General features: G+C 69.1%; 26 protein-coding genes and 3 pseudogenes. 13 read left to right on the top strand and 16 right to left on the bottom strand.

Annotation, left to right across the window (positions count from 1 at the left end; all coding sequences use genetic code 11):
• Positions 1 to 185: 185 nt before the first annotated feature.
• Positions 186 to 2,534, bottom strand: a complete 2,349-nt coding sequence (locus P8X75_10970; protein MEJ1995712.1) for a class I SAM-dependent methyltransferase — start codon at positions 2,532 to 2,534, stop codon at positions 186 to 188.
• A 42-nt stretch (positions 2,535 to 2,576) separates the two neighbouring features.
• The gene (locus P8X75_10965; protein ID MEJ1995711.1) at positions 2,577 to 2,891 is read right to left on the bottom strand and encodes a hypothetical protein; all 315 of its coding nucleotides are present in this window, start codon (positions 2,889 to 2,891) and stop codon (positions 2,577 to 2,579) included.
• 160 nt (positions 2,892 to 3,051) lie between these two features.
• Between P8X75_10965 and dapF the strand changes: the two genes are divergently transcribed.
• From dapF to ftsY, 3 genes and pseudogenes are all read left to right on the top strand, one after another.
• Positions 3,052 to 3,921, top strand: a complete 870-nt coding sequence (gene dapF / locus P8X75_10960; GenBank protein MEJ1995710.1) for a diaminopimelate epimerase — start codon at positions 3,052 to 3,054, stop codon at positions 3,919 to 3,921.
• A 5-nt stretch (positions 3,922 to 3,926) separates the two neighbouring features.
• On the top strand, positions 3,927 to 5,189 hold the full coding sequence (gene mtaB / locus P8X75_10955) for a tRNA (N(6)-L-threonylcarbamoyladenosine(37)-C(2))-methylthiotransferase MtaB (GenBank protein MEJ1995709.1): 1,263 nt from the start codon (positions 3,927 to 3,929) through the stop codon (positions 5,187 to 5,189).
• Between the two features lie 28 nt (positions 5,190 to 5,217).
• Positions 5,218 to 6,141 (top strand): annotated as a pseudogene (gene ftsY / locus P8X75_10950) (signal recognition particle-docking protein FtsY).
• Positions 6,142 to 6,174: 33 nt separating this feature from the next.
• Here ftsY and P8X75_10945 read toward each other — a convergent pair.
• The 4 genes from P8X75_10945 to P8X75_10930 all read right to left on the bottom strand — a co-directional run bounded on the left by P8X75_10945 (position 6,175) and on the right by P8X75_10930 (position 7,667).
• A complete protein-coding gene (locus P8X75_10945) occupies positions 6,175 to 6,357 on the bottom strand; it encodes a hypothetical protein (protein ID MEJ1995708.1) in 183 nt (60 codons plus the stop codon).
• 106 nt (positions 6,358 to 6,463) lie between these two features.
• Positions 6,464 to 6,736: a hypothetical protein gene (locus tag P8X75_10940; protein MEJ1995707.1), complete on the bottom strand. Its 273-nt coding sequence runs from the start codon at positions 6,734 to 6,736 to the stop codon at positions 6,464 to 6,466.
• 101 nt (positions 6,737 to 6,837) lie between these two features.
• Entirely contained in the window at positions 6,838 to 7,047 is a 210-nt protein-coding gene (locus P8X75_10935) for a cold-shock protein (protein ID MEJ1995706.1), read from the bottom strand.
• Between the two features lie 239 nt (positions 7,048 to 7,286).
• Positions 7,287 to 7,667, bottom strand: a complete 381-nt coding sequence (locus P8X75_10930; protein ID MEJ1995705.1) for an MAPEG family protein — start codon at positions 7,665 to 7,667, stop codon at positions 7,287 to 7,289.
• 179 nt (positions 7,668 to 7,846) lie between these two features.
• On the opposite strand from P8X75_10930, the gene P8X75_10925 reads away from it, so the two are divergent.
• Positions 7,847 to 9,607 (top strand): adenylate/guanylate cyclase domain-containing protein, encoded by a 1,761-nt coding sequence (locus P8X75_10925; protein MEJ1995704.1) that lies wholly within the window; start codon positions 7,847 to 7,849, stop codon positions 9,605 to 9,607.
• A gap of 45 nt (positions 9,608 to 9,652) precedes the next feature.
• Positions 9,653 to 10,159: an OsmC family protein gene (locus P8X75_10920; protein MEJ1995703.1), complete on the top strand. Its 507-nt coding sequence runs from the start codon at positions 9,653 to 9,655 to the stop codon at positions 10,157 to 10,159.
• Here the strand turns inward: P8X75_10920 and P8X75_10915 are convergent.
• Positions 10,156 to 10,455: a DUF4242 domain-containing protein gene (locus P8X75_10915; GenBank protein MEJ1995702.1), complete on the bottom strand. Its 300-nt coding sequence runs from the start codon at positions 10,453 to 10,455 to the stop codon at positions 10,156 to 10,158. The genes P8X75_10920 and P8X75_10915 overlap by 4 nt on opposite strands.
• 173 nt (positions 10,456 to 10,628) lie before the next feature.
• On the opposite strand from P8X75_10915, the gene P8X75_10910 reads away from it, so the two are divergent.
• Positions 10,629 to 11,510, top strand: coding sequence for a DMT family transporter (locus tag P8X75_10910; protein ID MEJ1995701.1), 882 nt, complete (start codon positions 10,629 to 10,631; stop codon positions 11,508 to 11,510).
• Between the two features lie 19 nt (positions 11,511 to 11,529).
• Here P8X75_10910 and P8X75_10905 read toward each other — a convergent pair whose 3' ends face one another.
• The 3 genes from P8X75_10905 to ggt all read right to left on the bottom strand — a co-directional run bounded on the left by P8X75_10905 (position 11,530) and on the right by ggt (position 15,765).
• The gene (locus tag P8X75_10905) at positions 11,530 to 13,275 is read right to left on the bottom strand and encodes a heparinase II/III family protein (protein MEJ1995700.1); all 1,746 of its coding nucleotides are present in this window, start codon (positions 13,273 to 13,275) and stop codon (positions 11,530 to 11,532) included.
• 41 nt (positions 13,276 to 13,316) lie between these two features.
• On the bottom strand, positions 13,317 to 13,979 hold the full coding sequence (gene rpe, locus P8X75_10900; protein MEJ1995699.1) for a ribulose-phosphate 3-epimerase: 663 nt from the start codon (positions 13,977 to 13,979) through the stop codon (positions 13,317 to 13,319).
• A gap of 64 nt (positions 13,980 to 14,043) precedes the next feature.
• Complete coding sequence (gene ggt, locus P8X75_10895; protein MEJ1995698.1) at positions 14,044 to 15,765, bottom strand: gamma-glutamyltransferase; 1,722 nt, start codon at positions 15,763 to 15,765, stop codon at positions 14,044 to 14,046.
• 97 nt (positions 15,766 to 15,862) lie between these two features.
• Here ggt and P8X75_10890 point away from each other — a divergent pair, with 97 nt between their 5' ends.
• A complete protein-coding gene (locus P8X75_10890; protein ID MEJ1995697.1) occupies positions 15,863 to 16,330 on the top strand; it encodes an MmcB family DNA repair protein in 468 nt (155 codons plus the stop codon).
• On the opposite strand, the gene P8X75_10885 is transcribed toward P8X75_10890, so the two are convergent.
• Complete coding sequence (locus P8X75_10885; protein MEJ1995696.1) at positions 16,327 to 16,971, bottom strand: isoprenylcysteine carboxylmethyltransferase family protein; 645 nt, start codon at positions 16,969 to 16,971, stop codon at positions 16,327 to 16,329. The genes P8X75_10890 and P8X75_10885 overlap by 4 nt on opposite strands.
• Before the next feature lie 89 nt (positions 16,972 to 17,060).
• On the opposite strand from P8X75_10885, the gene P8X75_10880 reads away from it, so the two are divergent.
• Positions 17,061 to 17,858, top strand: coding sequence for a class III extradiol ring-cleavage dioxygenase (locus P8X75_10880; GenBank protein MEJ1995695.1), 798 nt, complete (start codon positions 17,061 to 17,063; stop codon positions 17,856 to 17,858).
• A 9-nt stretch (positions 17,859 to 17,867) separates the two neighbouring features.
• On the opposite strand, the gene P8X75_10875 is transcribed toward P8X75_10880, so the two are convergent.
• From P8X75_10875 to cobT, 4 genes are all read right to left on the bottom strand, one after another.
• Positions 17,868 to 18,635: a metallophosphoesterase family protein gene (locus P8X75_10875; GenBank protein MEJ1995694.1), complete on the bottom strand. Its 768-nt coding sequence runs from the start codon at positions 18,633 to 18,635 to the stop codon at positions 17,868 to 17,870.
• Positions 18,636 to 18,728: 93 nt separating this feature from the next.
• Positions 18,729 to 19,298 (bottom strand): ActR/PrrA/RegA family redox response regulator transcription factor, encoded by a 570-nt coding sequence (locus P8X75_10870; protein ID MEJ1995693.1) that lies wholly within the window; start codon positions 19,296 to 19,298, stop codon positions 18,729 to 18,731.
• Positions 19,298 to 20,674 carry an ActS/PrrB/RegB family redox-sensitive histidine kinase gene (locus P8X75_10865; GenBank protein MEJ1995692.1) on the bottom strand — a complete coding sequence of 459 codons (1,377 nt, stop codon included), beginning with the start codon at positions 20,672 to 20,674 and terminating at the stop codon, positions 19,298 to 19,300. The genes P8X75_10870 and P8X75_10865 overlap by 1 nt, the downstream gene beginning before the upstream one ends.
• A 14-nt stretch (positions 20,675 to 20,688) precedes the next feature.
• The gene (gene cobT / locus P8X75_10860; GenBank protein ID MEJ1995691.1) at positions 20,689 to 21,720 is read right to left on the bottom strand and encodes a nicotinate-nucleotide--dimethylbenzimidazole phosphoribosyltransferase; all 1,032 of its coding nucleotides are present in this window, start codon (positions 21,718 to 21,720) and stop codon (positions 20,689 to 20,691) included.
• 109 nt (positions 21,721 to 21,829) lie between these two features.
• Between cobT and cobS the strand changes: the two genes are divergently transcribed.
• From cobS to P8X75_10835, 5 genes and pseudogenes are all read left to right on the top strand, one after another.
• Positions 21,830 to 22,612: an adenosylcobinamide-GDP ribazoletransferase gene (gene cobS, locus P8X75_10855; protein ID MEJ1995690.1), complete on the top strand. Its 783-nt coding sequence runs from the start codon at positions 21,830 to 21,832 to the stop codon at positions 22,610 to 22,612.
• 88 nt (positions 22,613 to 22,700) lie between these two features.
• Positions 22,701 to 23,351, top strand: a complete 651-nt coding sequence (locus P8X75_10850; protein ID MEJ1995689.1) for a histidine phosphatase family protein — start codon at positions 22,701 to 22,703, stop codon at positions 23,349 to 23,351.
• Positions 23,352 to 23,364: 13 nt separating this feature from the next.
• Positions 23,365 to 24,006 (top strand): SCO family protein, encoded by a 642-nt coding sequence (locus tag P8X75_10845; GenBank protein ID MEJ1995688.1) that lies wholly within the window; start codon positions 23,365 to 23,367, stop codon positions 24,004 to 24,006.
• A gap of 97 nt (positions 24,007 to 24,103) precedes the next feature.
• Positions 24,104 to 24,961, top strand: coding sequence for a methylated-DNA--[protein]-cysteine S-methyltransferase (locus P8X75_10840; GenBank protein ID MEJ1995687.1), 858 nt, complete (start codon positions 24,104 to 24,106; stop codon positions 24,959 to 24,961).
• Between the two features lie 59 nt (positions 24,962 to 25,020).
• Positions 25,021 to 25,467 (top strand): annotated as a pseudogene (locus P8X75_10835) (DUF45 domain-containing protein).
• 54 nt (positions 25,468 to 25,521) lie between these two features.
• Here the strand turns inward: P8X75_10835 and P8X75_10830 are convergent.
• Positions 25,522 to 25,622, bottom strand: a pseudogene (locus P8X75_10830) (M48 family metallopeptidase).

The raw sequence follows: 25,622 nt of genomic DNA, 5'->3' as shown, positions 1-25,622 counted from the left end.
TCCCCGAAACACCCCAAAGCACAAACGCACCAGTGCGCGACACTCGCGGACTGATGGGGCTCCTCGGAACCGAAAAAAGCGGCCCTGAAACTGAACGCCGCGGTTTTACGCGCGCGGAACCGGGGCGTCAAGAGGAAGAAGGTTTGGATTACAAACCTGCGATCGGGTTGGCCCGTACCAGCCCGCTAGCGGCTGACCCAGAACTGGTACATGGCGACGAAGGTGAGGGGGTGGTCGGGTTCGAAGGCGGCCCAGTTAGTGAGGTCGCGGGCCTCGGGGTCTTGCGGGAAGCGCGCGCGGTAGGCTTGGGCCGTCTCACGCGGCAGGCCCTGGAAGCCGAGGAACGTCAGGTCCTGGGTCGCGAGGTATTCCGCCAACTCCAACGCGTGGTAGTCGCGTTCCTGCACATGGAAGAGCGCATCGCGGCAGTCCGAGAGGCTGTAGAAGTCGAGCCAGGCCGTGACGGCGCGCGCCGGGTCGCCCTCGGGCAGGTTGAAGAGCGCGAAGCGGGCCTGGCGGATGCCCTCCGCGTCGGCGCAAAGGCCCAGCGCCGCGAGCTTCTCGCGCGCGGGCTTCAAGAAGGCGCGCGCCTCGCGGCTGTAGAGCGCCAGCTTCATCACCCCGCCCGGCTTCAGCCGTGAGGTGATGGCCGCCAGCCCCGCCTCCGGCTCCGCCAGGTGGTGCAGCACGCCCGAGCAGAAGATCATGTCGAATCCGGCGCCGCCCGTTTCGGTCAGCGCCAGCAGGTCGCCCTGCACGAAGCTGACGTTCTCCACCCCCGCCCCCTCCGCCTTTCGCTTGGCGTAGGCGAGCGAGGAGACGCTGAGGTCCAGAGCGGTGATCTTCGCTTCCGGCAGGCGGCGCGCGATGTCGAGCGCCTGACGCCCGGTGCCGCAGCCCGCGATCAGCACAGACGGGTGCTCCGGCAACTCCGGCAGAACCGCCGGTCCTGCCAGCGGCAGGGCGCGTTTCAGGAAGCCGCGCGCGCCGCCGCCCAGCGCCGTCTCTGGCAAGGGCGGCAGGGCCATCCAGCGCGGATAGGGGTTGGCCTCGTACTGCGCGCGCACGGCCTGGGAGGTCGCATCCTCGACCGGCGTCACGCTCTCGATGGTGCCGCGCAGCGCCGCCTCGCGGCGGGGCTCCTCCAGTTGCAGGCGCAGGAGGCTGCGGCCCGGCGCGCTCTGCTTGAGCGCGGCCAGGCCGGCGGCGCTCTCCGCCCCCTCATCGGCGATGGGCAGGTCATCGGCGAAGGGCAAGTCGGCCAGAGGGCGATAGCACCCTAGGAGCGCGAGGCGCGCCGCGCCCGCATCGGCGCCCGCTCCGGCCAGCAGCCGTTCGGCCCCGGCCTTTTCCACCTCGGTCTCGAAATAGATGTACTCGTTGATGAAGCACTGGCAGGCGAGCGCGGCCAGGAAGTCCTCCGCCCCTGGCCAGAGGGCGGCGTCCAGTCCTTCCCCTTTCAGAGCCTGCTCCAGAAAGGCGCGGCGGAAGGCGGCCAGCAGCAGTTCGGTCTCCCGGTAGGGGATGCGCTCCCCGGTCAGCAGGTTCAGGACCAGCGGGTGCTTCAGGTTGGCGAACAGCCGGGCCTGCTCCGGGTCCTTGTCCTTCGCGCGCTCGAACAGGCCCCTCAGCGTCAGGCCGTCGAAGTCCGCCATCAGCTTTTGGATCAACGCCTGACCCATGAAGAGATTGTTGGCGAGATTGCGGATCTCCGGCGTCGCCAGCTCGGGATCGGCAAGACAGTGCGCCAGTTCGCCCGGCAGGCCACGCGTCACCTCCACCCTGGGCTGGAGGGAGAGCGCCCGCACGAAGAGCCGCCAGAGCCGCTTCTCGGAAGGTTCGGCCGCCAGCGCGCGGCGCAAGACGGCAAGGGCCTTCGCCGGCTGCTGAGCCGACAGGCATTCGCGGGCCTGCGCCAGCGCCTCTTTCGCCCTGCTGCTTGAATCCTGGCCGCTCAACGCCCTCGCCCCGCTGCTCTCACTCCCTGGACGCGCCCGGGCGCGCTGCTGCTTGACCGGCAGGTCGACCGACGGCAGTTCCTCGTCCCGCTCGCAGCCGAGCGCGGTCTTGAGGAACTCCAGTGTCCGCTCCAAGCGAAGGAAGTCGCGCGGCTCATAGCCCCCGAAGAGGAAGCGCGACAAGCGGCAGTAGCCACAGGTCAGCGGCAGAAAGCGTTCGCAAAAGCGGATCAGCCGGGAAAGCGCCGCCAGCGTCTCCTCCGGCGCATGGCGGCGGTAGGCGGCAAAGCAGCGGGCCGGGGTCCCAGGGTCGCGCGCCAGGGCCACGGTCTCCAGCATCTGGATCGCGAGATCGCGGGTCTGCGCCTCGGCCAGCGGCATGACCGCCTCTGGCTCTTCCTCGAAGTCGCCGAAGCCGACCTCCCCTTCATGGTAGTAGGCGTCGCGCGCCAGCGGGCGGCCATGACAGAGCCCCGCGGCGTGAAACCGCCCGAGGGCCTCTGAGAGCTGAGCCAGCAAGGCTTCGTGCGCGGCCCGCTCGCCCGCCTGGTCCAGGTTGCGGAGCTGATGCTTCACCGAGATGCTGAGGTCGCTGAGCAGCAGGCTGCGCCCCCGCTGTCAGATCAACTCCGGCGGCAGCAGCCCGGCGCGAGCGAAGGCTTTCAGCTTGCGCGTCTCGCGCCGGACCATGCCGGCGCGGGTGGTGATGGAGGAAGACTTCATGAAACGCGGGTAGATGACCGGCGTCAGAATGAAGTGCAGCAGGCGTCCGGGATGCAGGATCTCCACGCTGTTGTGCTTCAGCCAGAGCTTGCGGCCCCGGTACTCCAGCGAACAGATGCGCACTCGCGGCTGAGCGGCGACCAGCGCCAGAAGCTCACCCTCCTCGACAGGCTGCAGCCGTTCGGACCGCGCAAGCGCTGCCTTCGCCATGGTCCAATCCCCCAGGGTTTCCGGTTACATTCTGATAACTCATTGATTGCAATTCAATGAAAGTATTGCGTCTCAAGAAGGGTCTGACAAGACAGCCCACGGGCCAAGAGCGCCAATCGGCCATTTACTCGCACCGGGCCGCGGCCCTATATATCGCGCCATGACGGGCCGGAGCTTCTTGAAGATGCATGGCCTGGGCAACGACTTCGTGATCATCGACGCCCGCGAGGAGCCCTTCCGGCCCTCGCCCGCCCAGGCCCAGCGCATAGCAGACCGCCACCGCGGCGTGGGGTTCGATCAGTTGATTCTGATCGAACGCGCGTCCTCCGGTGACGCGGCGGCTTTCGCGCGCTTTCTCAACAGCGACGGCAGCGAATCCGGGGCCTGCGGCAACGGCACGCGCTGTCTGGCCTGGCTCTTGATGATGCAGGCGGACTCGCACGCCGTCACCATCGAGACCGCCGGCGGTCTTCTGGCCTGCGAACTGCTCGATGACGGACGGGTGCGGGTCGACATGGGCGAAGCGCACCTCGGCTGGCAGGAGGTCCCTCTCGCCGAGGAGCGCGACACGCTGCACCTGGGGATCGAACTGGAGGAGCTCAGCGATCCGGTCGGCGTCTCCATGGGCAACCCCCACGCGGTCTTCTTCGTGGAGGACGCCGAGGAGGTCGAGCTGGAAGAGCTGGGCCCGGAGCTGGAGCACCACCCGCTGTTCCCAGAGCGCGCCAACATCGGCGTCGCCAGCCTGATTGGCAAGGACGCGCTGCGCCTTCGCGTCTGGGAGCGGGGCGCGGGGATCACGCTGGCCTGCGGGTCGGGCGCCTGCGTCGCCGCCGTGGCCGCCGTCCGGCGCGGGCTGACCAACCGCAAGGTCTCCATAACCGTGGACGGCAGCCTGGACGAGGAGACCGGCGAGGACCTGGAGATCGAGTGGCGCAAGTCCGACGGCCACGTGCTGATGACCGGACCCTACGCGCTCAGCTACCAAGGGCGCCTCGCGCCCTCACTGCTCGGCGAGTTGGAGGAGTGAGCGCCATGAAGCCCGCCTCTCCGGATACCCCCAGGGACCCGCAGATCATAACCTTTGGCTGCCGCGTCAACGCCTATGAGTCGGAGGTGATGCGCGATCACGCGCGCGCCGCCGGTCTGGGGGACGCCGTCATCGTCAACACCTGCGCCGTCACCGCCGAGGCGGAGCGCCAGGCCCGCCAGGCGATCCGCCGCGCGCGCCGCGACAACCCCTCGGCGCGCATCATCGTGACCGGCTGCGCCGCGCAGATCGACCCGGACAAGTACGCCGGCATGGCCGAGGTCGACCGCGTTCTCGGCAACATGGAGAAGATGGACCCCGCCTCCTTCGCGCCCGAGGCGCGCGAGCCGGTGCAGGTCCGCGACATCATGCAGGTGGAGGAGACCGCCAGCCATCTGATCGAGGGTTTCGAGGAGCGCACCCGCGCCTTCATCCAGATCCAGACCGGCTGCGACCATCGCTGCACCTTCTGCATCATCCCCTTCGGGCGCGGCAACAACCGCTCTGTTCCCATGGGCGAGATCGTGCGCCAGGTGCGCCTGCTGGTGGAGAACGAGGTCGCCGAGGTGGTGCTGACCGGCGTCGACATCACCGACTACGGCCGCGACCTGCCGGGTCGGCCGAGCCTGGGCCAGCTCTGCCGCCGCCTGCTGATCAACGTGCCGGGGCTGAAGCGCCTGCGCCTTTCCTCGGTCGATCCGGTGGAGGTGGACGAGGACCTGCTGCGCCTTTTGGGCGAGGAGGAACGGCTGATGCCGCACCTGCACCTTTCCATGCAGGCAGGCGCCGACCTGATCCTGAAGCGCATGAAGCGCCGTCATCTCCAAGCCGATATCCACAGGGTTGTCGAGCGGGTGCGGGCGCTGCGCCCCGACGTGGTCTTCGGCGCCGACATCATCGCGGGCTTCCCGACCGAGACCGAAGAGCAGTTTCGCGAAAGCCTGAAGGTGGTCGGGGACTGCGGCCTCACCTGGCTGCACGTCTTCCCCTATTCGGAGCGGCCCGGCACCCCGGCGGCGCGCATGCCCCAGGTCGCCAAGGCCGAGCGCAAGGAGCGCGCCCAGCGGCTGCGCGACCTCGGCGAGCGGCAGGTCGAGCGCTTCCTGGAAAGCCGTCTGGGCGCGCGCGCCCAGGTGCTGATCGAAAAGGACGGCATGGGCCGCAGCGAGCACTTCGCGCCGGTCACGCTCTTCGGGCCCGTCGGCAGCGTGATCGAGGCGCGGCTGGTCGCGCGCGAGGGCGACCGCCTGATCGCCGAGGCCGCCTGATGGGGACCGCATGAGCGAGGAGACGGGCGAGAAGAAGGGCTGGTTCTCCCGGCTGACGCAGGGGCTGAAGCGCTCCTCCTCCAAGCTGGGCGAAGGCATCACCGGCATCTTCACCAAGCGCAAGCTGGACGACGACGCGCTGGAGGAGCTGGAAGAACTTCTGATCCAGGCCGACCTAGGCGTCGCCACCTCGGCCCGCATCGCCGGAGAGATCGCGCGCACCCGCTTCGACAAGGAAGTCAGCCCCGAGGAGATCCGCGAGGCGCTGGCCGAACAGATCGCCCCGATCCTGGAGCCGGTCGCCAGGCCCCTTACGGTCGATCCCGCGAGAAAGCCCCACGTGGTGTTGGTGGTGGGGGTCAACGGCTCCGGCAAGACCACCACCATCGGCAAGCTGGCGACCCAGTTCCGGGCCGAGGGCAAATCGGTCATGCTGGCCGCGGGCGACACCTTCCGCGCCGCCGCCGTGGAGCAGCTTCAGATTTGGGGGGAGCGCACGGGCTGCCCCGTGGTGGCGAAGGAGACCGGGGCCGACGCCGCCGGCCTCGCCTATGACGCGGTCAAGCGCGCGAAGGAGGAAGGGATCGACCTCCTGCTGATCGACACGGCCGGGCGTCTCCACAACAAGGCCGATCTCATGGCTGAACTGGAGAAGGTCGTGCGCGTCATCAAGAAACTGGACGAGAGCGCGCCCCACGACACCCTGCTGGTGCTGGACGCCACCACCGGCCAGAACGCGCTGCAACAGGTCCAGACCTTCAAGGAACTGACCCAGGTCACCGGCCTGGTGCTGACCAAGCTCGACGGCTCCGCGCGCGGCGGCATCCTGGTGGCGCTTGCCGAGAAATTCGCCCTGCCCGTCCACGCCATCGGCGTCGGCGAATCCGCCCAAGACCTGAGGCCCTTCGAAGCCAAGGCCTTCGCGAGGGCGCTGACGGGGGCGGAGCGCTAAGCAGTGCGCTGGCGGAAACGGCGGGAAACAGCCCTACCGCACCACGACCTTAACTTCGCCCCTATGGGAGCGTTTGGCCATTTCGGCGATGCGGGTTCGGACCCAGTCGGGGGTGGATTCGTGGACCGTGACGGTCAACAGGAAGCCGTTGTCGGTCTTGTTGACGCCGGTGATCTCGTGGCTGAAGGGCTTCAGGTCGTCGGGGATGTGTAGCATGGCGCGGCAACCTCTAAGGGGCGTTGGACAGGGTGCGGCGGGCGACCAAAGAGTCTAGGGGCGCCCTGTTTCAGTATGACGACGCCTTTCAGGAGAGTGGCGCCCTTCAGGACGAGGCGGCCGTGGCGCTTTTCTTCTTGGTGGCCGGCTTCTTCGCCTTGTTGGCGGACTTCGCCGCCTTCTCCGCTTCCTTGACCGCGGCCTCGGCCTCGGCGGCTTCGGCCTCGGCGGCGTCGCGGGCCAGGCGCGCGGCGCGCTGGGCCTCGATCCGGTCGGAGATCTTCTTCTCCGCCTTCATCTTGTCGGTCAGGAACTGCTTATCCTTCTTCTTGAGGGCCTCGAAGCGTTCTTCGGCCTTGGAGCGAACCGCTCGGTTCATGGCGCAGTCTCCTTTCCTGTTGCTTTTAATTCTTGATCGATGGCGCGAGGCGAGCGGGAGCCGCCGCCAGGGCGGCCCCCGCTCTTCCCGATGGTGTCGGTTCAGTCGACCAGAGAGAGATTCTCAGCGGACGACTTGCCGTTCTGGCCGCGCTGCAGCTCGAAGGAAACCTTCTGGCCCTCGTTGAGGGTGGAAAGGCCTGCGCGCTCAACGGCGGAGATGTGAACGAATGCGTCGTTGGTCGCGCCCTCAGGCGTGATGAAACCGAAACCCTTTACCGGGTTGAACCACTTAACGGTACCGATGGTCATAGCTTTTCATGTCCTTATTCGACAAAGAGGAAAGAGCCCGCCAAGCCTCAACCTTGAGGGGCGGGGCAGGGTCAACGTCCACATTGTCGGGAGGGTCGCTAAACTAATCGGCGTACCGGTTACTGAAGGTAGCACCAAACGAATGCAAGGCGTCTAAAAGGATAAGTGGTCCACACGGAAGATAAATACAAGCGAATTCGCGTCGAGGGTGCCCGTTTAGGCCCTGCCCCGCGCCCGGCTCAGGACAGCAAACTTCCGATCAGCAGCGCCGCAGCCGCGAAATAGCTGGTGAAGGTGACGGCCATACCGGTCACGCGAAAGCGGAAGTCCTCCGCGCTGCGCGAGACGCCCCAGGCATGACAGGCGCGCCCCGCGAACAGCAGGAGAGCGACGCCGCCCCCCGCATAGGCCCAGCCCTGCAAGGCCAGAAGCAGCGCAAGCGCCAGGCCCAGCGGCACGGTCTCGGCAAAGTTCGCGTGGGCCCGGATGGCGCGCTGCAGGGACTCGACCCCGCCGTCGCCCAAGGAAACCTTGTTCGCGCGGCGCTGGCGGATGGTGCGCAGCGTCAGCAGGATCTGGAGTGCCGCCAGCAGCAGGACGGCGGCAATCAGCAACAGCATCGAAAACCCCTTCTTCTCCGCTCGGCCAGGCCTGCCGGATAGCCCGGTTTGGTCCTTGGACCAGGGGCGGGCGTCTTCCCTGGCCAGCCAGGGCATCCAGTCTGTCGCTGTTTGTCTGGTCGCGCGGGGAATCCTGTCCTAGAATCGAAAGCAACGGAGAAAAACGAGAGAGAGCCTTCATGCAACGACGCCTCGCGGCGATCCTGGCAGCGGACGTGGTGGGCTACAGCCGCCTGATGGAAAGGGACACGCCCGGCACGCTCGACCGGCTGGGCCGTCTGCGCCGGGAGATTTTCACGCCGGGGATGGAGGCCGAGGGCGGGCGCATCGTCAAGCTGACCGGCGACGGCGCGCTGGTCGAGTTCACCTCGATCATCTCGGCCATCAAGGCCGCGCTCTCGGTCCAGGAGAAGCTCGCGGACTCCGAAGCGGCCTGCGGCAACGCCGATCCGCTCTGTCTGAGGATCGGCATCAACCTCGGCGAGATCATCGAGAGCGACGGGGACATCTACGGCGACGGCGTGAACGTCGCCGCGCGGCTGGAGCAGATCGCCGAGCCCGCGGGCATCTGCATTTCCGCCAGCGCCTACGATCAGGTGCGCGGCGAGATCGACGCGCCTTTCGAGGACCTGGGCCCCCAACAGGTCAAGAACATCTCCCGGCCGATCGGCGTCTATTCCTGGCGCCGGCGCGGGCTCGACCCGCTTGAGCGGCTCGCCGGGCAGGAGGCCGGGAAAAGCGACCTGAAGAAAGCCGGCGGCTCCTTGCCCTCCATCGCCGTGCTGCCGCTCACCAACATGTCCAAGGACGATGATCTGGAGTTCCTGGCCGACGGCCTGACCGAAGACATCATCACCCTCTTGGCCCGGATGCCGGGCTTCCTGGTGATCGCGCGCAACTCCTCCTTCGCCTACAAGGGCAAGTCGCCCGACGCGCGGGAAGTCGGCAAGACCCTGGGCGTGCGCTACATGGTAGAGGGCAGCATTCGTCAGGCCGGCAAGCGCCTGCGCGTCACAGTGCAGCTGATCGACACCGGCGACGGGCGTCACCTCTGGGCCGAGCGCTTCGACTGCGACGCCGGGGCGGCCATGGAGATACAAGACGAGATCACCCAGAAGATCGCCGCCCGGCTGGAGCCGGCGCTGGCCCGCGCCGAGGTCCAGCAGATCCAGCGCAGCCCCGCGGCCAACCGCGACGCCTGGGCGCTCTACCGCGAGGCGAACGGCCTGCTCTCCCTGCGCGGCTGGCACCGGGAGACCTTCGAGGAGGGCAGCCGCCTGCTCAACAAGGCCATCGAGATCGAGCCGGACTTCGCGCTGGCCCACGCCTACCTCTCGCTCCTGACCGCGCTCGGCCACCTCTTCGATCTGAATCCGGAAGGCGAGAACGCCGAGGAGACCGCCGTGGAGGCGGCCGAGCGGGCCATGACCATCGACGCCTACAACTCGGTGGTGCTGGGTTACGCGGGCTGCGCGCTGGCCGACCTGGGCCACGTCGCGCGCGGCATCGGCATCCTGGAGCGCGCCGTCGAGGAAGACCCCTCCAACGCCCAGGCCTGGGTGGCGCTGGGCGTCGCCCAGATCCGGGGCGGCAAGGCGCGCAAGGGGGTCGAGCTGCTGCGCCACGGCATGCGCCTCTCCCCGCTCGACAACCGCCTCGCCTATTGGGGCACCAACCTGGCCTACGCGCTCTTCCGCCTGCACAAGAAGGAGGAGGCGCTGGAGGAAGCGCGGCTCGCCTGCCGCCGGGACGACAAGAACTACATGGCGCGCGTGGTGCTGGCGCTGATCGCCGCCGACGCCGGGCGCGACGCCGAGGCGCGCGAGGCAATCGCAGACGCCAAGCGCATCCGGCCCGATATCCGCGGCTCTGAAATGGCGCAGCTTCTGGGCCGCAAGGGCGTGCGCCTGTTGGACGAGAAGGGGCTGCTGGCCGCCTGACCCCGACCCATGGGCGAGGGCTGCCGCCTTGACGAGGAGGAAAACATGAACGCGCGCGAAAGGATCGTCGCCGCCCAGGACCGCCTGGTGCGGCTCTTTGAAAAACGGCCCTCCGCCGCGAAGGGGACCGGAGTCACGAAGGCCGTGCTGCGCGACGGCCTGGTCTGCGAGGCGAGCGGCGGCCCCTGGCGGATGACCTTCGACCAGCCGGAGAACTACGGCGGCACGGACAGCGCGCCCGACCCAGGGTTCGCGGGCCGCGCGGCGGTGGCGGCCTGTCTGGTCCAAGGCTACGCCATCGCCTTCGCAAAGGCCGGGATCGCGCTGGAACATCTGGAGGTCGAGGTCTGCGGGGAATCCGACGGGCGCGGCAACATGGCCCTGGCCGATGTGCCGGCGGGCTACCAGCGCCTGACCTGCAAGGTCTCGCTCAAGGCCGATGCGCCGCGCGAGACGGTGGAAGAGCTGCTGTCCTCGGTCGAGGCCCACAGTCCCTGGTTCTACAACATGGCCGCAGCCCTGCCGGTCGAGCGCGAATTGACGCTGCTCTAGTCCTTTTTCTTCGGGCCGGTGCGGCGGAGCGCGGAGGTCGGATCGGTGGTCCGCACCACCTCGCGGATCGCGGTGATGGGCGCGCCGCTCAACTCCGAGTGCTTTTCGATCCAGGAGGGGTCCTCGGCCAGATAGATGCAGAAGACCTTTTCACCCGTGGTGAAGCTCTGCACCCATTGGATATTCGGCGCCAACTGCGCCAGCGCGGCGTTGGAACGCCGGGCCGCCTCGCGGATCTGCGCGGTCGTCCGGCTTCCGGCGCCGGGAATATCGCGTTCGATGATATAGCGCTTCAAGATGCTCCCTCCCCTCTTGAGCAGAGCGCAAGAAAGGGCTGTCGAGGCAGCCTCCCGCCAAATTCCTGCGGGATCGCTCCGCATCCGTCATGCTATAGCCATAACTCCCTGCGATGAAGCGCCTCTTCGGGCTGCCCGCCTCTATGGCCGCCCGCCCCCATGGAAGCCCAACCTTGACCCTGGAGCCCTCGTTCTCGCCCTATCTCGTATACGGTCTGGTGCTGCTGGCCGCACTGCTGCACGCCAGCTGGAACGCGCTGGTCAAGTCGGGCGGCGACAAGCTGGCGGTGCAGACGCTGGTGATCTTCTTCCATATCCCGCCGGCCCTGCTGTTCCTGCCCTTCGTGCCCTTTCCCACGCCGCTCGCCTGGCTCTGCATCGCGGGCTCGACCCTGGTGCATACGCTCTATTACGCCGCGCTGGTCGGCGCCTACCGGGTCGGCGACCTCAGTCAGGTCTATCCCATCGCGCGCGGCTCCGCGCCCCTCCTGGTGGCCCTGGGCGCCTTTATGATCCTGGGCGAGACGCTGTCCCCGCTCGAGAGCATCGGCCTCCTGATCCTCTCGGCGGGCCTGATCTCGCTCGCCTGGCGGCGGCGGTCGGGCGGCGAGCGGGAAGCCTTCAAGGCGGGCAGCAGCCCGGTGCTGCTGGCGCTCGCGACCGGGTTCACGATCGGCGGCTATTCGCTGATCGACGGGATCGGCGGGCGGGCCGCCGAGACGGTGTTTTCCTATATCGTCTGGCTTTTCATCCTGGAGCCGCTGCCGCTGGTCTTCTTCGCGCTCAGCCGCCGGGGCTGGTCGCTGGCGCCCTTTCGTCCGTACTGGAAGCGCGGGCTGATCGGCGGGATCATCTCCGGGGTCGCCTACGGCATCGTCATCTGGGCCATGAGCGTGGCGCCGCTGGCCCATGTGATCGCCCTGCGCGAAACCTCCGTGGTGCTGGCCGCGGCCATCGGCATGCTCTTCCTCGGCGAAGGCTTCGGCCCCCTCCGCCTCGCCGCCGCCCTCCTGGTCGCCTGCGGGGCGGTGTTGCTCAGGGTTGGGGGCAGCTAGGGATTGGAGGCAGCTCGGATCACCGCCCCTCGCGCTTGAAGGTCCACTTGATGGTGGTGTCGCGGCCGTCGAGGGGGGCGGTGACGACGATCTGTTCGGAGCGGCGCACCTCGGGAAAGCCGCCGAAGTAGATGCTGGGCTCCAGGCTCAACGCGCCGCCGGTCTGGTGGAAGCGCCAGCCGCCGCCACGCTTCAGGCGCAGCAGGAGCGAGCCGCCCTGCGAGAGGTTGGCGCCGACTTCCGGGTGCAGGTGGAAGCGCAGCGTGACCAGCTTTCCCTCGCCCGCCGCCGCCGTCAGCTTTTCCGGATCGACCACCTCCAGGCGGTCCTCGCCGCGCAGGTCCTCCCCGCCCGCCGCCAGGAACAGGCGGCGGTGGTGGATCAGGCCATAGCGCTCGCGGTAGCCGTCGTGGGAAAGCTGGAGCCAGACGTTGCCCTCCTGCTCCTCGCGGCGGCAGCGCACGTCACCGGCGCGCTTGCCGAGCCCGCCCTCGGCCAGGAGCTGGGAGGAGTTGCGGCCATCGAAACAGAGCGTGGAGTGCGCCGCCGTGCCGCGCAGCAGGCTGCGCCAGCGCTCGCTGAAGGGATGGCTGCCGCAGTTGACGATCATGCGCTCGCGCCCGACCGACATCTCGAAGGAGAGCGTACCGGCGTGGGCCGCGCCGTCGAGCCCGGCGGGCGGGGGCCGTCCGCTGTCGGCCACCAGCACGCTGCGCCCGGCCTGGAGCCGCTGAAAGCCCGCCTGGGGCGCCGCGTAGAAGGGCCGCGAGCGCCCGCCCGCGCGTTGCAGCAGCAGGTCGAGGTACCAGGCCGGGCCCTCCAACCCGCCGTTGAAGAGCGGCAGGCCGCCGTCGCCGTGGCGCAGCAGCCGCAGGAAGGGGCCCATGCGCTCGATCGCCAGGGTCAGCTCGGCGGGCGGCTCCTCCCCGGCGGCGTGGAACAGGGCGCGCAGGTCGATCAGATCGCGCAGCACCGCCACCTGGGCGAAGGGGTCGCGCTCGGCCTGCCCGCCGTCCAGCAGCACCTGACGCTCCAGTTCCTCCTCCAGAAGCGCGCGGGCGCGCGGCAGCAAGGTCTCCCCGCCCGGCAGGGAGAGCGCCGCGAAGCTGAGACCCTTGATCGCGGCCAGCAGGTCGGAGCCGGTGAGCCCCGCGGGCAGCACCTTGGCGAGGTGCCGCGCCTGACGGCCCAGCGAATCGATTAGGGCGGCCTGGAAGGGCGGCTCGGCATTGGCGGCGTAGTATTCGAAGTGACCCAGGATGTTGGCCAGCCGCCGCCCCAGCACCTGAGGCGCCCAGGCGAGCCCGTCCCAGCCGCGCGCGTAGTTCGCCAGCCAGAGCGCGGTCAGATCGCGCGCCTTGCGGCGGGCCTGATCGCCGCCCGCGCTGCGCAGGTCGCGCAGCCAATCGAAAGCGTGCAGCCCCTCCTTCCAGTCGCGCGAGGCCTTGGGCGTGGTCCAGAGCGGCTCCGGGTTCTCCAGGTACTCGCCGGCCAGGAAGTAACCGTCGGTCAGCAGGGCGCGCCCTGACTCCAGGTCGCCCGGCCAGATGTCGCTGTGGCTGAAGATGAGCGCCGTGCCGTGACAGCCGGGAAGCGGCTTGCAGGCGCCGGGCAGGCGCAGGAAGGCGACGCGCAAGCGGTAGCGCAGACGTTGGAAAAGCAGGCGTTTGGGCAGGAAGCGCCAGCGTCCGGGCTCGCGGCCCAGGCGGATATCCGAGGGCTCTAGCGCCTCCGGGCTGTTCAGGTCGGCCGTCTCGGCATCCATCGTCGCCCGTCGTTTCCCTTGCTGGCCGCCTGCGCGGCCTCTCAGCCGCCTTTCAGCGCCTTGATGTTGGCCGCGTATGCCTCCGGCCCGCCGGTGAAGGTGGCGGTCCCGGCCACCAGGACATCGGCGCCCGCCTGGATGGCGAGCGGCGCCGTCTCCAGGTTGATGCCGCCGTCGACCTCCAGGTCGATCTGCCGTCCGCTGGCGTCGATCATCTCCCGCAATCTGGCGATCTTGTCCAGGGCCGAGGGGATGAACTTCTGCCCGCCGAAACCCGGATTGACCGACATCACCAGGACCAGGTCGACCAGATCCATGATGTGCTCGACCGCCGAGACCGGCGTGCCGGGATTGAGCGAGACGCCGGCCTTCTTGCCCAGCGACTTGATGAGCTGGAGCGTGCGGTGAATGTGCGGACCCGCTTCGGGGTGAACCGTGATGATGTCCGCGCCCGCCTTTGCGAAGTCCTCCACGAAGAGGTCGACGGGGGAAATCATCAGGTGGACGTCGAAGGTCTTTTCCGTGTGCGGCCTAAGCGCCTTCACCACGCCGGGTCCGATGGTGAGGTTCGGCACGAAGTGGCCGTCCATCACGTCGATGTGGACATAGTCGCAGCCGCCCGCGTCTATGGCCCGCACCTCCTCGCCCAGCTTGGCGAAGTCGGCGGAGAGGATGGAGGGGGCGATGCGAATGTCCTGCTGCATGGGAGTTCCTTAGCAAGTCCCCGGCGGGGCCTCAATAGCGCAATGGTTAATAGCGGCCGGCGGCTCAGTAGCCAAGGGTGAGCGCGCCGGGACTGCGCGGGTCGGAAGCGCCTGTCAGCCCCTCCTCCGTCTTCAGGATCGACTGGGTCGAGCCCATGGCGTTCTTGACCGCGATCTCATGCCCGCGGGCGCGCAGCAGCGCGAGGGTGTCGGGGCTCATGCCCTCCTCCACCCGCAGCTCGTCGGGCAGCCACTGGTGATGGACGCGCGGCGCGGCCGTCGCCTCGGCGATGTTCATGCCGTGGTCGACCACGTTCAGGATGATCTGAAGCGTGGTGGTGATGATGCGGCTGCCGCCGGGACTGCCCGTCACCAGGAAGGGCTCGCCCTCCTTGAAGACGATGGTGGGCGTCATGGAGGAGAGCGGGCGCTTGCCCGCCTCGATGGCGTTCGCCTCCCCGCCGATCAGGCCGTAGGCGTTGGGAACGCCGGGCTTGGCGGAAAAGTCGTCCATCTCGTTGTTGAGCAGGATGCCGGTGCCCTCGGCCATGATGCCGCTGCCGTAGCTGAAGTTGATGGTGTAGGTGTTGGCGACCGCATTGCCCTTCGCGTCCATGACCGAGAAGTGGGTCGTCTGGTTGCTCTCGTAGGGCGCCGGGTTGCCGGGATTCACTTGGCTGGAGGGCGTGGCGCGGTAGCTGTCGATCTTGGGGCGCAGTTCATCGGCGTAGGCTTTGGAGGTGAGGCCCGAAAGCGGCACCGGCACGAAGTCGCTGTCGCCCAGGTGCAGGCTGCGGTCAGCGTAGGCGAGACGCATGGCCTCGGCCATGATGTGGACCGAGAGCGCCGAGTTGTGGCCCATCTCGGCCAGCGGATAGTCCTCCAGCAGATTGAGTATCTGGATCAGGTGCGCGCCGCCCGAGGAAGGCGGCGGCATGGAGGCGATGTCGTAGCCCCGGTAGCTGCCCTTGACCGGCTCGCGGAAGACGGGGCGGTAGGCTTCCAGATCCTCCAGCGTGATCAGGCCGCCATTGCGCTCCATCTCCTCGGCGATCTTGACCGCGATGGGGCCCTGGTAGAACGCCGAGGGGCCCGCCTCGACGATCAGCCGCAGGCTCCGGGCCAGGTCGGGCTGGCGCAGGATGTCGCCCGGCTCGTAGTAGTCGTCCTCGCCCTTGAAGAAGACCTCGCGCGCCGCCGGGAAAAGGCTGAGGCGGCCTTCCGAGGCCTTCAGGGAGTCCGACAGCGCCTGACTGACCTCGAAGCCCTCCTCGGCCAGGGCGATCGCGGGCTCGATCACCGCGCCGCGCGGCAGGCTGCCGTAGCGCTCCAGCGCGGCCAGCAACCCGGCCACGGTCCCCGGCACGCCGGAGGCGCGGTGGGAAAAGCGCGAGGCGGTGGGATCGACCGCGCCGTCTTCGGCCAGATACATGTCCCGGCTGGCCGCCGCCGGGGCCATCTCCCGGTAGTCGAGCGCCACCGTCTCCCCGGTCTCGGCGTCGTGGATGATCATGAAGCCGCCGCCCCCCAGGTTGCCCGCGCGCGGCAGCGTCACCGCCAGCGCGAAGCCGATGGCGACCGCCGCGTCCACGGCGTTGCCGCCCTGCTGGAGAATCGAGAGCCCGACCTCACTGGCGATGGCCTCCTGCGTTGCGACCATGCCGTTCTGCGCGCGCACCGGATGGAACCGGTCGAGGTAGGAGAGGATCGCCTGTTCCTGCGCCGCTGCAATCTGCGGCAGAAGGAAGAGGGTGAGGACGGCGAAGGCGGCGAAGCGGCGGACCATGGTTGAACTCTCCTGGGGCTTGGGGCCGAGGGCGTGGGGCCAAGCATGGCCGAGGCCGGCGCGACAAGGCAAGCAGCGGCCTGCTAGACTCGCGGGCATGACGAGTCGCGACGGTCTTGAGAAGGAGGAGTCCCTGGAGGCGCTGGCGCCCGGCCACCGGCTGGCGCGCGGCGTGGCGCGCGGCCTGACCGACCTGGGCTGGTCCTGCCTTTTCGAGGTTTCGCTGAAGACCGGCCGGCGAGTCGACGTGATGGCCCTGGACGACAAGGGCCGCATCGCGGTGGTCGAGGTGAAATCCTCTCTGGCCGACTTCAAGGCGGACCAGAAGTGGGAGCAGTACCTGGAGTTCTGCGACCTCTTCTACTTCGCCGTGCCCGCGGACTTTCCCCGCGAGGTCTTGCCCGCCGAACCGGGCCTGATGATCTGCGATGCCTTCCAGGCGGAAATCCTGCGCGAGTCGCCGCTGACACCGCTGGCCGCCGCGCGGCGCAAGGCGCTGACGCTACGCTTCGCGCGGCTGGCCGGGAACCGCCTGCTGACCGCGCTCGACCCGCGCTTCGGCTAGCTTTCCCTCCGCCCGCGCCAAGGGATCAGCGCCGGGACACGCCGCCGGTAGTCGGCATAGGACTCCCCGAAGCGGCGCAAGAGATCGCGCTCTTCGAAGCGGCTGCCGATCACCAGATAAAGGCTTGCCCAAAAGGCCGTCGCCAGCGACAGCTGATCGCGCGCCAGACCCCAGACGAAGAGCAGCAGGCCGAAGTAGATCGGGTGGCGCACGTAGCGGTGCAGGCCGGAGATCACCAGCGGCTCCTCGGCGGCTTGGGTGTGCGGCGGAATCTTCTGCCGGAACTGGGTCAGTCCGCCGAAGCGGCCGAGATCGTAGCTGCGCAAGGCCAGCAGCATGACCGCGAAACCGGCGAGGGCGAGGGCGCTCTGCAGCCAGGAGAGCCAGTCCGGACGCGCGGTGAAATTCCCACCAGCCCCGCCCCGGGCCAGCCAATCCCCGAAGCCGGCGACCGCCAGAATATGCAAGAGCGCAAAGCCATTGTAGGCGAGACGGTAGCCGCCACCGAGGAGCCCGCCGAGGCGCTGCTTGGCGCCTTCGCGCGCAAGCAGCGAGTGCAGCAGTCCGAAGGAGAGCCAGGCCAAGCCATAGAGCAGATGATCGAGCGGCGTCATGCGGGCGAAGGTAGCGCAAGACGCCATTGCAGCGCTGCAATATTGTCGCGCCCGGCCCCAAAGGCCTTATCCTGTTCGTAAGGCACGCTTGCCGCCTCCTTTGAAAGGCCCGAACCATGACCGAGCGCCAACCCGCCGTCTTCGTTTCCCACGGCTCGCCCATGACCATTCTGGAGGACTCACCCGCACGGGATTTCCTCAAGAGTCTCGGCGGCCTGCTGCCAAGGCCCAAGGCGATCCTCGTGGTCTCCGCCCATTGGGAGACGGAAAAGCCCAGCGTCTCCCTGGCGGAGAAGCCCGCGACGATCCACGACTTCCGGGGCTTTCCCGAGGCGCTCTACCAGATGCAATACCCCGCGCCCGGCGCGCCGGCCCTGGCGGAGCGCACGGCGGCTTTGCTGGAGGAGGCCGGCTTCGAGGTGGCGCGCGACCCCGATCGCGGTCTCGATCACGGCGCCTGGATGCCGCTCCTGCTCGGCATGCCTGATGCGGACCTGCCGGTCACCCAACTCTCGATCCAGCCGGACCGCGACCCGGCCTACCACGCCGCCCTGGGCGCGGCGCTGGCGCCTCTGCGCGACGAAGGCGTCCTGATCCTGGCGACCGGCGCGCTCACCCATAACCTGCGCGATCTCGCCTGGGGCGAGGCCAAGGCACCGACCCCGGAATGGCCGCGCGCCTTCGCCAACTGGATGGCTGAAAAGGCCGAGGCCGGGGACCGCGAAGCGCTGCTCGACTACCGCGCCCGCGCGCCCCACGCGGTCCACGCCCACCCCAGCGACGAGCACCTGCTGCCCTTCTATGTCGCGCTGGGCGCCGGGAGTGGCGGCGGCGGCGGTGGCGGCAAGGCGCGGGCGCTGCACCGCTCCTTCACTTACGGAACGCTGGCGATGGACGCCTATGCCTTTGGCTAGGGATGCGGCTCAGGCCACCTCCAGATAACGGCGCGTCGCGCCTTCCAGCACCACAGCGGTGAGCGCGCCGCCGTAGACGGCCCCGGTATCGACGCCGATGCGGTTCGGGCGTTCGACCGGCAGGCGCGAGGGCGTGTGGCCATGGACCACGACCTGCCCGAGTTCATTCGAGTCATTGAGGAAGGGCTCGCGGATCCAGATCAGATCCTCCGGGTCCTGCTTGTCCAGGGGCCTCAGCGGATCGACGCCCGCGTGGACGAAGAGGTAGCCGCCTTCGCGGTGGGTCCGCTGCAATCCTTCCAGGAACCGGCGGTGGCTCTCCGGCAAACGTTCTTCGAGGTCGGCGCGCAGACGGCTCAGCGGACGGTCTGAATCACGCCCGCCCGCCACATCGACGCCATAGCTGGCGAGCGTTTCCTCCCCGCCGTTGATCAGCCAGATGAGCCCGGCGGCGTCTCCCAGCCGCAGGAACTCCAGCATCATGGCCTCGTGGTTGCCGATCAGATGGACGCTCTCGAAGCCCGTCAGCGGCTCGGCGATCAGGTGCTCGATGACCCCGGCGGACTCCGGCCCCCGGTCGACGTAGTCGCCCAGATAGACAACCACAGCCCGCTCCGGCGCGGCCGCCTCGGCGTCCTTTGCGATCGCGGACTCCAGACGGCGCAGCAGGTCGAGCCTGCCGTGGCAGTCGCCGACCGCATAGACCCGCGTGCCGGGCGGCGCGGCGGCGACGCCGGGCGGCGGGTTCCGCGCCTCATCTCTTCGTGCCAGTCGCATGACCTCTCCCTCAGAGGAGCCATCATGGTAGCAGAGAACCGGGAGCGGCTTGTGACGGCTCCGTGGCAATTTTCATAAAGAAAAGATTCGCGCTTAGGCGCGGGGCGCGTACTTGGCAAGAATGCGCTGCAGGGTGCGGCGGTGCATGCGCAGGCGGCGGGCGGTCTCCGACACGTTGTTGCCACACTGCTCGTAGACCCGCTGGATATGCTCCCAGCGGACGCGGTCGGCGCTCATGGGGTTTTCCGGCGGCGGCGGCAGCAGCTCGTCCTCGGTCAGGAGGGCAGCCTCGATCTGGTCGGCGTCAGCGGGCTTGGGCAGGTAGTCCACCGCCCCCACCTTCACGGCGGCGACCGCGGTCGCGATGTTGCCGTAGCCGGTCAGCACCACGACCCGCGCATCCTCCCTGGCGTCGTGCACGGCCTGGACCACGTCCAAGCCGCTGCCGTCGCCCAGGCGCAGATCGACCACTGCATAGTGAGGCGCATCACGGCGCGCCTCTTCGATTCCCGCGGCGACCGAGGAGGCCACGCGCACCTGGAACCCGCGCCGTTCCATGGCCGTCGCCAAGCGCTCGCCGAAACGCTCGTCGTCGTCACAGATCAGCAGGCTTTTCGCGGCAAGCTCCACGGCGGCGGCCTCTTCCCTTTGTGTCCCGTTCATCACCTTGATCTTAACCCGGCAGTTTGGTCCTCGTCTTGCAAATCCAATGTGGCGCGATCCCAGGTGATCTCAACGGTCGCCCCGCCTGCGGGGTGATTCTCGAACAGAAGGCGCGCGCCGCTTCGCGCCAGCAGGGCGTGCGCGATGAAGATACCGAGCCCCATGTGCGGGCTTTCCTGCCGGCCGTCGGGCTCGCCTCGGGCTGCCCGGCGGCGCGATCCCTCGCCCACGTAGGGCTGTCCCAGCTTTTCCAGGCGGGCGGCGTCGAAACCCGGCCCGTCGTCATGCAGCGTCAGGCGCAGCGTTCCGGCATCCCAGGAGAGCGTCGCCTCGACCTTCTCTTGCGCGAACTGAAGGGCGTTCTGGAGCAGCATGCCAAGTCCCTGCACCAGCGCTGGAGAACGGCGCACGCCCGGCTGATCCGCTGCGCTTTCGCCCTCGGGCGGCAGGCAGCGCACCTCAAGCTCCACGCCGTCCCGCAGGTAGGGCTTGGCCGCCAGTTCCACCAGCGCCTCGGCGGGTATCCTGTGGTAGGGCGCGCCGCCGTCCGAGGCCGGATCGGCCACCAGGCGATTGAGAATCTCGCGGCAGCGCGCGCTTTCCTCCTGGAGCAAAGCCAGGTCCTGTTCGAGCGAGTCTTCATCGGGCGCGCCCCGCTCCAGGTCCGGGGCGATCAGGGCGATGGTGGAAAGCGGCGTGCCCAGCTCGTGCGCGGCGGCGGCGGCCAGCGCGCCCACCGCGGACAGGCGCTGCTCGCGCTCCAAGGCCAGCTCCGCCGCACGCAGTGCGTTGGCGAGGGTCTGCGCTTCTGAGGACATGGAATAGACGTAGGCCGCGATGAACACGATCGCGATCACCAGGGACCCCCAGAGGCCCGCCAGATAGAGAGGCTGGATCTCCACGCCGAACTGATGCCAGGGCAAGGGGATGTAGACCAGCGCCAGCAGGCTGACGGCGACCAGCCCCATGGCCGACAGCGCCAGGGTCGCGCTGCGCGACAGGAGCGAAGCGGAGACCGTGATCGGCGCCAGGATCAGGATCGCGAAGGGATTGGTCAGGCCCCCGGTCAGCGACAGCAGCACACCCAGTTGCAGCAGGTCGTAACCCAGGTAGAGCGCGGCCTCCCGGTCTCCGAGCCAAAGCCCGCTGGGGCGGTAACGCTGGATCAGGAGGTTCAGCAGGGTCGAGACGGCGACCACCAGGAAGGCGGGCAGAAGCGGCAGCGTGATCCCGAAGAGATACTGCCCGGCGAGCAGGCCGCCCGCCTGCCCGACCACCGCGACCCAGCGGATCCGGGTCAGAAGGCGCAGCCGGACTCGGCTGGCGCTGGGCCTGGTCTCCAGAAGGACGCCGCCGCGCGGCGTGAAGCGCGCCATGGGCCCCGTCTTTCTCAGCCGGCCGCCGGGCCGCTGACCCCGGCGTCCTCGAAGCTCGCCATGCCGTTGTGGCAGGCCGCCGCCGCCTTGGCGAGCAGGATGGCGAGCGTCGCACCCGACGCCTCGCCCAGCCGCATGTCCAGATCGAGCAGCGGCTTCTTGCCCAGCGCCTCGCAGAGCTTGGCGTGGGCCTGCTCGGCGGAGCGGTGGGAGACCAGGCAGTGATCGATCGCGCGCGGGTCGAGGGCATGGATCACCGCCGCCGCCGCGGTGCAGGCGAAGCCGTCCAGCAGCACTGGCGTCTTGGCGAGACGCGCCGCCAGGATCGCCCCGGCGATGGCGGCCAGCTCCTGTCCGCCAAGGCAGCGCAGAACCTCCAAGGGATCGCCCTTGGCCGCCGCGTTCGCCTCGAGCGCTGCTGCGACGACGCCGGCCTTGTGGACCAGACGCTGGTCGTCCAGCCCGGTGCCGCGCCCGACCCAGTCCTCGGCCTTGCCGCCGAAGAGCGCCAGGCAAAGCGCCGCCGCGCTGGTGGTGTTGGCGATGCCCATCTCGCCCAGCGCCATGACGTCGAAACCCGCCTCCACGGCCATCATGCCGTAGGCCATGGCGCGCGCGCAGGCCTCCTCGCTCATGGCCGGCCCCTGGGAGATGTCCCCGGTCGGGCTTTCGAGCGCCATTTCGTAGACCCGGAGATCGGCGTCGGCGAGCCCGGCCAGCTGGTTCACCGCCGCGCCGCCGGAAATGAAGTTCCGCACCATCTGCTGGGTGACCTCCGGCGGATAGGCGGAGACGCCCTGCGCCGCCACGCCGTGATTGCCGGCGAAGACCGCGACGCGCGGCCGGTCGAGCGAGGGCTGGGCGCGGCCCTGCCAGGTGGCGAGCCAGACCGCCAGTTCCTCCAGCCGCCCGAGCGAGCCCGCGGGCTTGGTCAGCTGCGCCTGCCGCTCCTCGGCGAGCGCCGCCGCCTCCAGGTCGGGACCCGGCAGCTCGCGCAGAAGCTTGCGGATTTCCTCGAAGCTGACGGGTGATTGGTCGCTGCTCATCGCCTCTGGCCTCTCTCATCGTGACTTGCCGAACCCGGGCGGCAGTGATAACCGCAAAGCCTCCACAACGGCAACGGAATCCCAAGTCCGGGATCAAGGGGCGGGTCACATGGCGTTCGGCGGCATCAAAGAGATCCAGCGCGATCTGACCATCGCGACGATCTTCTTCACGCGCGTGCCGCTGCGCTACCGGGGAGAGATCGGACCCAAGGACCTGAGCCGCGCGCTCCGCTGCCTGCCGTTCGTCGGCCTCGGCATTGGCCTGGCCTCGGCGGGGCTCGCGGCCCTGGCGCTCTGGGCGGGAGCGCCGCCGCTGCTGGCGGCGCTGCTGGCCGTCGGCGGGTCGATCCTCTTGACCGGCTGCTTCCACGAGGACGGCCTGACCGACCTGGCCGACGGCTTCGGCGGCGCGTTCGAGCGGCAGCGCAAGCTGGAGATCATGAAGGACAGCCGCACCGGCACCTATGGGGCGGCGGCCCTGATCCTTTCCATCGCGATCCGCGCAGCGGCCCTGGCCGCCGTCATCGAGGCCGGCGCGCTCTGGGCCGTGCTGCCGGTCGCGCACATCCTGGGCCGCACGGTCATCCCCGGCTTCATGGCGGTGACGCCCCAGGCCAACACCACCGGCCTTGCCTCCTACCACGAGCCGCCGCGCGGCGCGGTGCTCTGGACCGCCTTGGGCGGCGGGGTGCTGCTGACGCTATTGCTGGCCGGTCCCGGCCTGGGGCTCGGGCCCGCCCTCGGGCTGATCCTGGCGGCAGCGGCGGCGGCCCTGGCGCTGCGCTGGCTCGCGCTGAGGCAGATCCAGGGCTACACCGGCGACGTGCTGGGCGCGGCCGAGCAACTGGCGGAGATGGCGGTGCTGAGCGTGGCGGCCATGCTGCACTCCTGATGCCGCGCGGCAAGCCGTCGCGATTGCGGGCGGGCGTCAAAGCCCTTATCTAGCGGGCTGGAGACAAAACCGAGGAGCGGAAAGCTTCATGAGCGAGACTGCGCCCACGACCTGGTGGTGGATCCGCCACGCCCCCGTGACCAGCCACGGCGGGCGCATCTATGGCCAAACGGACCTGCCCGGCGACTGCGGGGAGGAGGGCTACTTCACCGGCCTCGCCCGGATTCTGCCGGAAGGCGCGCTCTGGCTCACCTCCAACCTGCGGCGCACCCGCGACACCGCCGAGGCGGTGCAGCGCCACCGCAACCCGGGCGGCGAGCCGCTGGAGCCCGTGGCCGCCTTCGCCGAGCAGCACTTCGGCGAGTGGCAGGGCCTGCGCTATGAGGAACTTTCGACCCGGGCGGGGCCGGAGGGGCACCGCTTCTGGCTGGCCCCCGCCGAGACGCGGCCCAAGGGCGGCGAGTCCTTCATCGACCTGATGGAGCGCGTGCATCCCGCGATCCGCGAGATATCGCTGGCGCGGCGGGGCGAGGACATCGTCGCCTTCGCCCACGGCGGCACCATCCGCGCCGCTCTCGCCCTGGCGCTCGACCTCTCGCCGGAGCGCGCGCTGGGCTTTTCCATCGACAACTGCTCGGTGACCCGCATCCAGCACTGGCCCGAAGGCGGCCACGGGCCGGAGGCCTGGCGCGTCGTGACGGTCAACCTGGACCCCAGGCCCCACGCCGCCCAAAGCTAAAGGAGGCCGCCCGATGCCGCAGAACCCCATGATCCGCGCCCTGGTGATCTTCCTGATCGGCCTGCTGATCCTGCTGCTGGGCCTCGCGGGCTGGCTCTACATGCAGCCGCGCGGACAACTGGACGGCGGCTCCTTCGACAGCTCGACCGCCGGGCAGGAAAGCAGCCTGGGCGTCGACTACAGCCTGACCAGCCAGGACGGCTCCACGGTATCGCGCAGCGACTTCGCAGGCTCCTTCCGGCTCTATTATTTCGGCTACACCTTCTGCCCGGACGTCTGTCCCACCAGCCTGGCGGTCATGGGTCAGGCGATGAGCCGTCTGGAGCGCCAGGACCCCGAGGCGGCGGCGCGCATCCAACCGCTCTTCATCACCATCGATCCCGAGCGGGACACGCCGGAAGTCCTCGCCGACTACGTGGTGCACTTCCACCCGCGCCTGATCGGCCTGACCGGCTCGCCGGAGGAGATCGCCGCCGTCGCCAAGGGCTTTCGCGTCTTCGCGAAGAAGGGCGACGAGCGGGGCGAGAACGACTACCTGATGGACCACACCAGCGCCTTCATCCTGATGGACCCGGAGGGTAACTTCGTACGGCTCTTCACCCACGGCACGCCGCCGGAGGAGATCGCGGCCGCGCTCGCCAAGATCGCGGGCTAAACGAGGGCGCGCAAGCTTCGGATAGAGCGCGCCGGGGGCTTTCGGCTAACACCGTTGTTGAGCGATAGTGATCGACAACGCCGGAGCCCAGGAAACCATGACCGCCACCATGACAAAACCCGAACCCGCCCTTGAGGCCGTGAAGGCCGCCTGCCTGTTCCTCGACAGCCGATTGGAGGAAGGCGCCACGCTGGCCGAAACGGCCGAGGCCGCCGGGCTCTCGCCCTGGCACCTGCAACGCCTCTTCAAGAAGCACCTCGGCATCTCCCCGCGCGAGTACCTGGACGCCAAGCGCGGCGAACGGCTGCGCGCCGAACTGCGTCTGGGCGAGGGCGTGGCCAGCGCCACCTACGGCGCGGGCTTCGGCTCCTCCAGCCGGGTCTACGAGCGCGCGGCGCGCCAGCTCGGCATGACCCCCGCCTCCTACGCCAAGGGCGGCAAGGGCGCGGAGATCGCCTTCACCCTGGTGGACTCGACCCTCGGCCGCCTGCTGGTCGCCGCCACCGCCAAGGGCGTCTGCTTCGTCGCCCTGGGGGAGGACGCGCCGCTGGAGCGCGAACTGCGCGCAGAGTTTCCGCAGGCCCGGGTCATCCAGAGGGACGACGCGCTGCTCGCCCCCGCGGTCGAGGACATCCTCGATTACCTCTCCGGCCAGGCGCCGCACCTGGAGCTGCCGCTCGACATCCGCATGACCGCCTTCCAGCGCCGGGTCTGGCAGGAACTGCTGGCGATCCCGCCGGGCGAGACCCGCAGCTACCGGCAGATCGCCGAGGCGCTGGGCCAGCCTCAGGGACAGCGCGCGGTCGGCACGGCCTGCGGCTCCAACCCGGTCTCGCTGCTGATCCCCTGCCACCGGGCGCTGCGTTCGGACGGCGGCCTGGGCGGCTACCGCTGGGGCCTGCCGCGCAAGGAAGCGCTGCTCGCGCTCGAAAAGCAGTTGGCGGGGAAAGCCTGACGCGCTTGCCGAGACGACCTGCTTGCCGAGACTCTGGCGCGCGCTCTAAAAGATAAGGCATGTGGGGTCAGCCAGACTTACCGGAAACGCTGGAGATCGAGGGGCGCAGCTTGCCCTTGAAGGTCAAGCGCAACAGCCGCGCGCGCCGCGTCATCCTGCGCCTGGACGCCGCCGAGGGCGCGGCGGCCCTGACCTTGCCGCCGGGTTTCTCCAACCGGGAGGCGCTGGCCTTCCTCGAGAAGAACCGGGGCTGGCTGGCCGAACGGCTGAAGCGCCTGCCCCGGCGCATCGCCTTCGAGCCGGGCGGCAGCCTTCCCATCCTGGGCGTCACGCACGAGATCGTCTCGCTGCCCGAAGCGCGGCGCGGCGTCTGGCGGGAGGCCGGGCGCCTCTACGTCTCCGGCAGGCCCGAACACCTGCCCCGGCGTGTCGCCGACTACCTGAAGGCCGAGGCCAAGAGCGAGCTGGTCTGGCGGGCCCGGGAGATGGCCGCGCGGCTGGAGCGCAAGGTGACCCGCGTCACGGTGCGCGACACCAGAAGCCGCTGGGGGTCCTGCACCCACCAGGTGCGCGACCTCGTGGGCGACCAGATAGTCGAGGATCTCTTCGGGCGCCAGGATCAGACGCCAGGAGAAGGAGAGCGCGCCCTGATGGGTGCAGG

This window comes from Limibacillus sp. (assembly GCA_037379885.1).
Lineage (GTDB): Bacteria > Pseudomonadota > Alphaproteobacteria > Kiloniellales > CECT-8803 > JARRJC01.
This window is presented reverse-complemented; position numbering and strand designations above follow the sequence as displayed.

Coding starts and splice junctions, on each gene's coding strand:
- P8X75_10965 (MEJ1995711.1), bottom strand. CDS start 2,891: ATGGCGAAGGCAGCGCTTGCGCGGTCCGAACGGCTGCAGCCTGTCGAG.
- dapF (MEJ1995710.1), top strand. CDS start 3,052: ATGACGGGCCGGAGCTTCTTGAAGATGCATGGCCTGGGCAACGACTTC.
- mtaB (MEJ1995709.1), top strand. CDS start 3,927: ATGAAGCCCGCCTCTCCGGATACCCCCAGGGACCCGCAGATCATAACC.
- P8X75_10945 (MEJ1995708.1), bottom strand. CDS start 6,357: ATGCTACACATCCCCGACGACCTGAAGCCCTTCAGCCACGAGATCACC.
- P8X75_10940 (MEJ1995707.1), bottom strand. CDS start 6,736: ATGAACCGAGCGGTTCGCTCCAAGGCCGAAGAACGCTTCGAGGCCCTC.
- P8X75_10935 (MEJ1995706.1), bottom strand. CDS start 7,047: ATGACCATCGGTACCGTTAAGTGGTTCAACCCGGTAAAGGGTTTCGGT.
- P8X75_10930 (MEJ1995705.1), bottom strand. CDS start 7,667: ATGCTGTTGCTGATTGCCGCCGTCCTGCTGCTGGCGGCACTCCAGATC.
- P8X75_10925 (MEJ1995704.1), top strand. CDS start 7,847: ATGCAACGACGCCTCGCGGCGATCCTGGCAGCGGACGTGGTGGGCTAC.
- P8X75_10920 (MEJ1995703.1), top strand. CDS start 9,653: ATGAACGCGCGCGAAAGGATCGTCGCCGCCCAGGACCGCCTGGTGCGG.
- P8X75_10905 (MEJ1995700.1), bottom strand. CDS start 13,275: ATGGATGCCGAGACGGCCGACCTGAACAGCCCGGAGGCGCTAGAGCCC.
- rpe (MEJ1995699.1), bottom strand. CDS start 13,979: ATGCAGCAGGACATTCGCATCGCCCCCTCCATCCTCTCCGCCGACTTC.
- ggt (MEJ1995698.1), bottom strand. CDS start 15,765: ATGGTCCGCCGCTTCGCCGCCTTCGCCGTCCTCACCCTCTTCCTTCTG.
- P8X75_10890 (MEJ1995697.1), top strand. CDS start 15,863: ATGACGAGTCGCGACGGTCTTGAGAAGGAGGAGTCCCTGGAGGCGCTG.
- P8X75_10885 (MEJ1995696.1), bottom strand. CDS start 16,971: ATGGCGTCTTGCGCTACCTTCGCCCGCATGACGCCGCTCGATCATCTG.
- P8X75_10880 (MEJ1995695.1), top strand. CDS start 17,061: ATGACCGAGCGCCAACCCGCCGTCTTCGTTTCCCACGGCTCGCCCATG.
- P8X75_10875 (MEJ1995694.1), bottom strand. CDS start 18,635: ATGCGACTGGCACGAAGAGATGAGGCGCGGAACCCGCCGCCCGGCGTC.
- P8X75_10870 (MEJ1995693.1), bottom strand. CDS start 19,298: ATGAACGGGACACAAAGGGAAGAGGCCGCCGCCGTGGAGCTTGCCGCG.
- P8X75_10865 (MEJ1995692.1), bottom strand. CDS start 20,674: ATGGCGCGCTTCACGCCGCGCGGCGGCGTCCTTCTGGAGACCAGGCCC.
- cobT (MEJ1995691.1), bottom strand. CDS start 21,720: ATGAGCAGCGACCAATCACCCGTCAGCTTCGAGGAAATCCGCAAGCTT.
- cobS (MEJ1995690.1), top strand. CDS start 21,830: ATGGCGTTCGGCGGCATCAAAGAGATCCAGCGCGATCTGACCATCGCG.
- P8X75_10850 (MEJ1995689.1), top strand. CDS start 22,701: ATGAGCGAGACTGCGCCCACGACCTGGTGGTGGATCCGCCACGCCCCC.
- P8X75_10845 (MEJ1995688.1), top strand. CDS start 23,365: ATGCCGCAGAACCCCATGATCCGCGCCCTGGTGATCTTCCTGATCGGC.
- P8X75_10840 (MEJ1995687.1), top strand. CDS start 24,104: ATGACCGCCACCATGACAAAACCCGAACCCGCCCTTGAGGCCGTGAAG.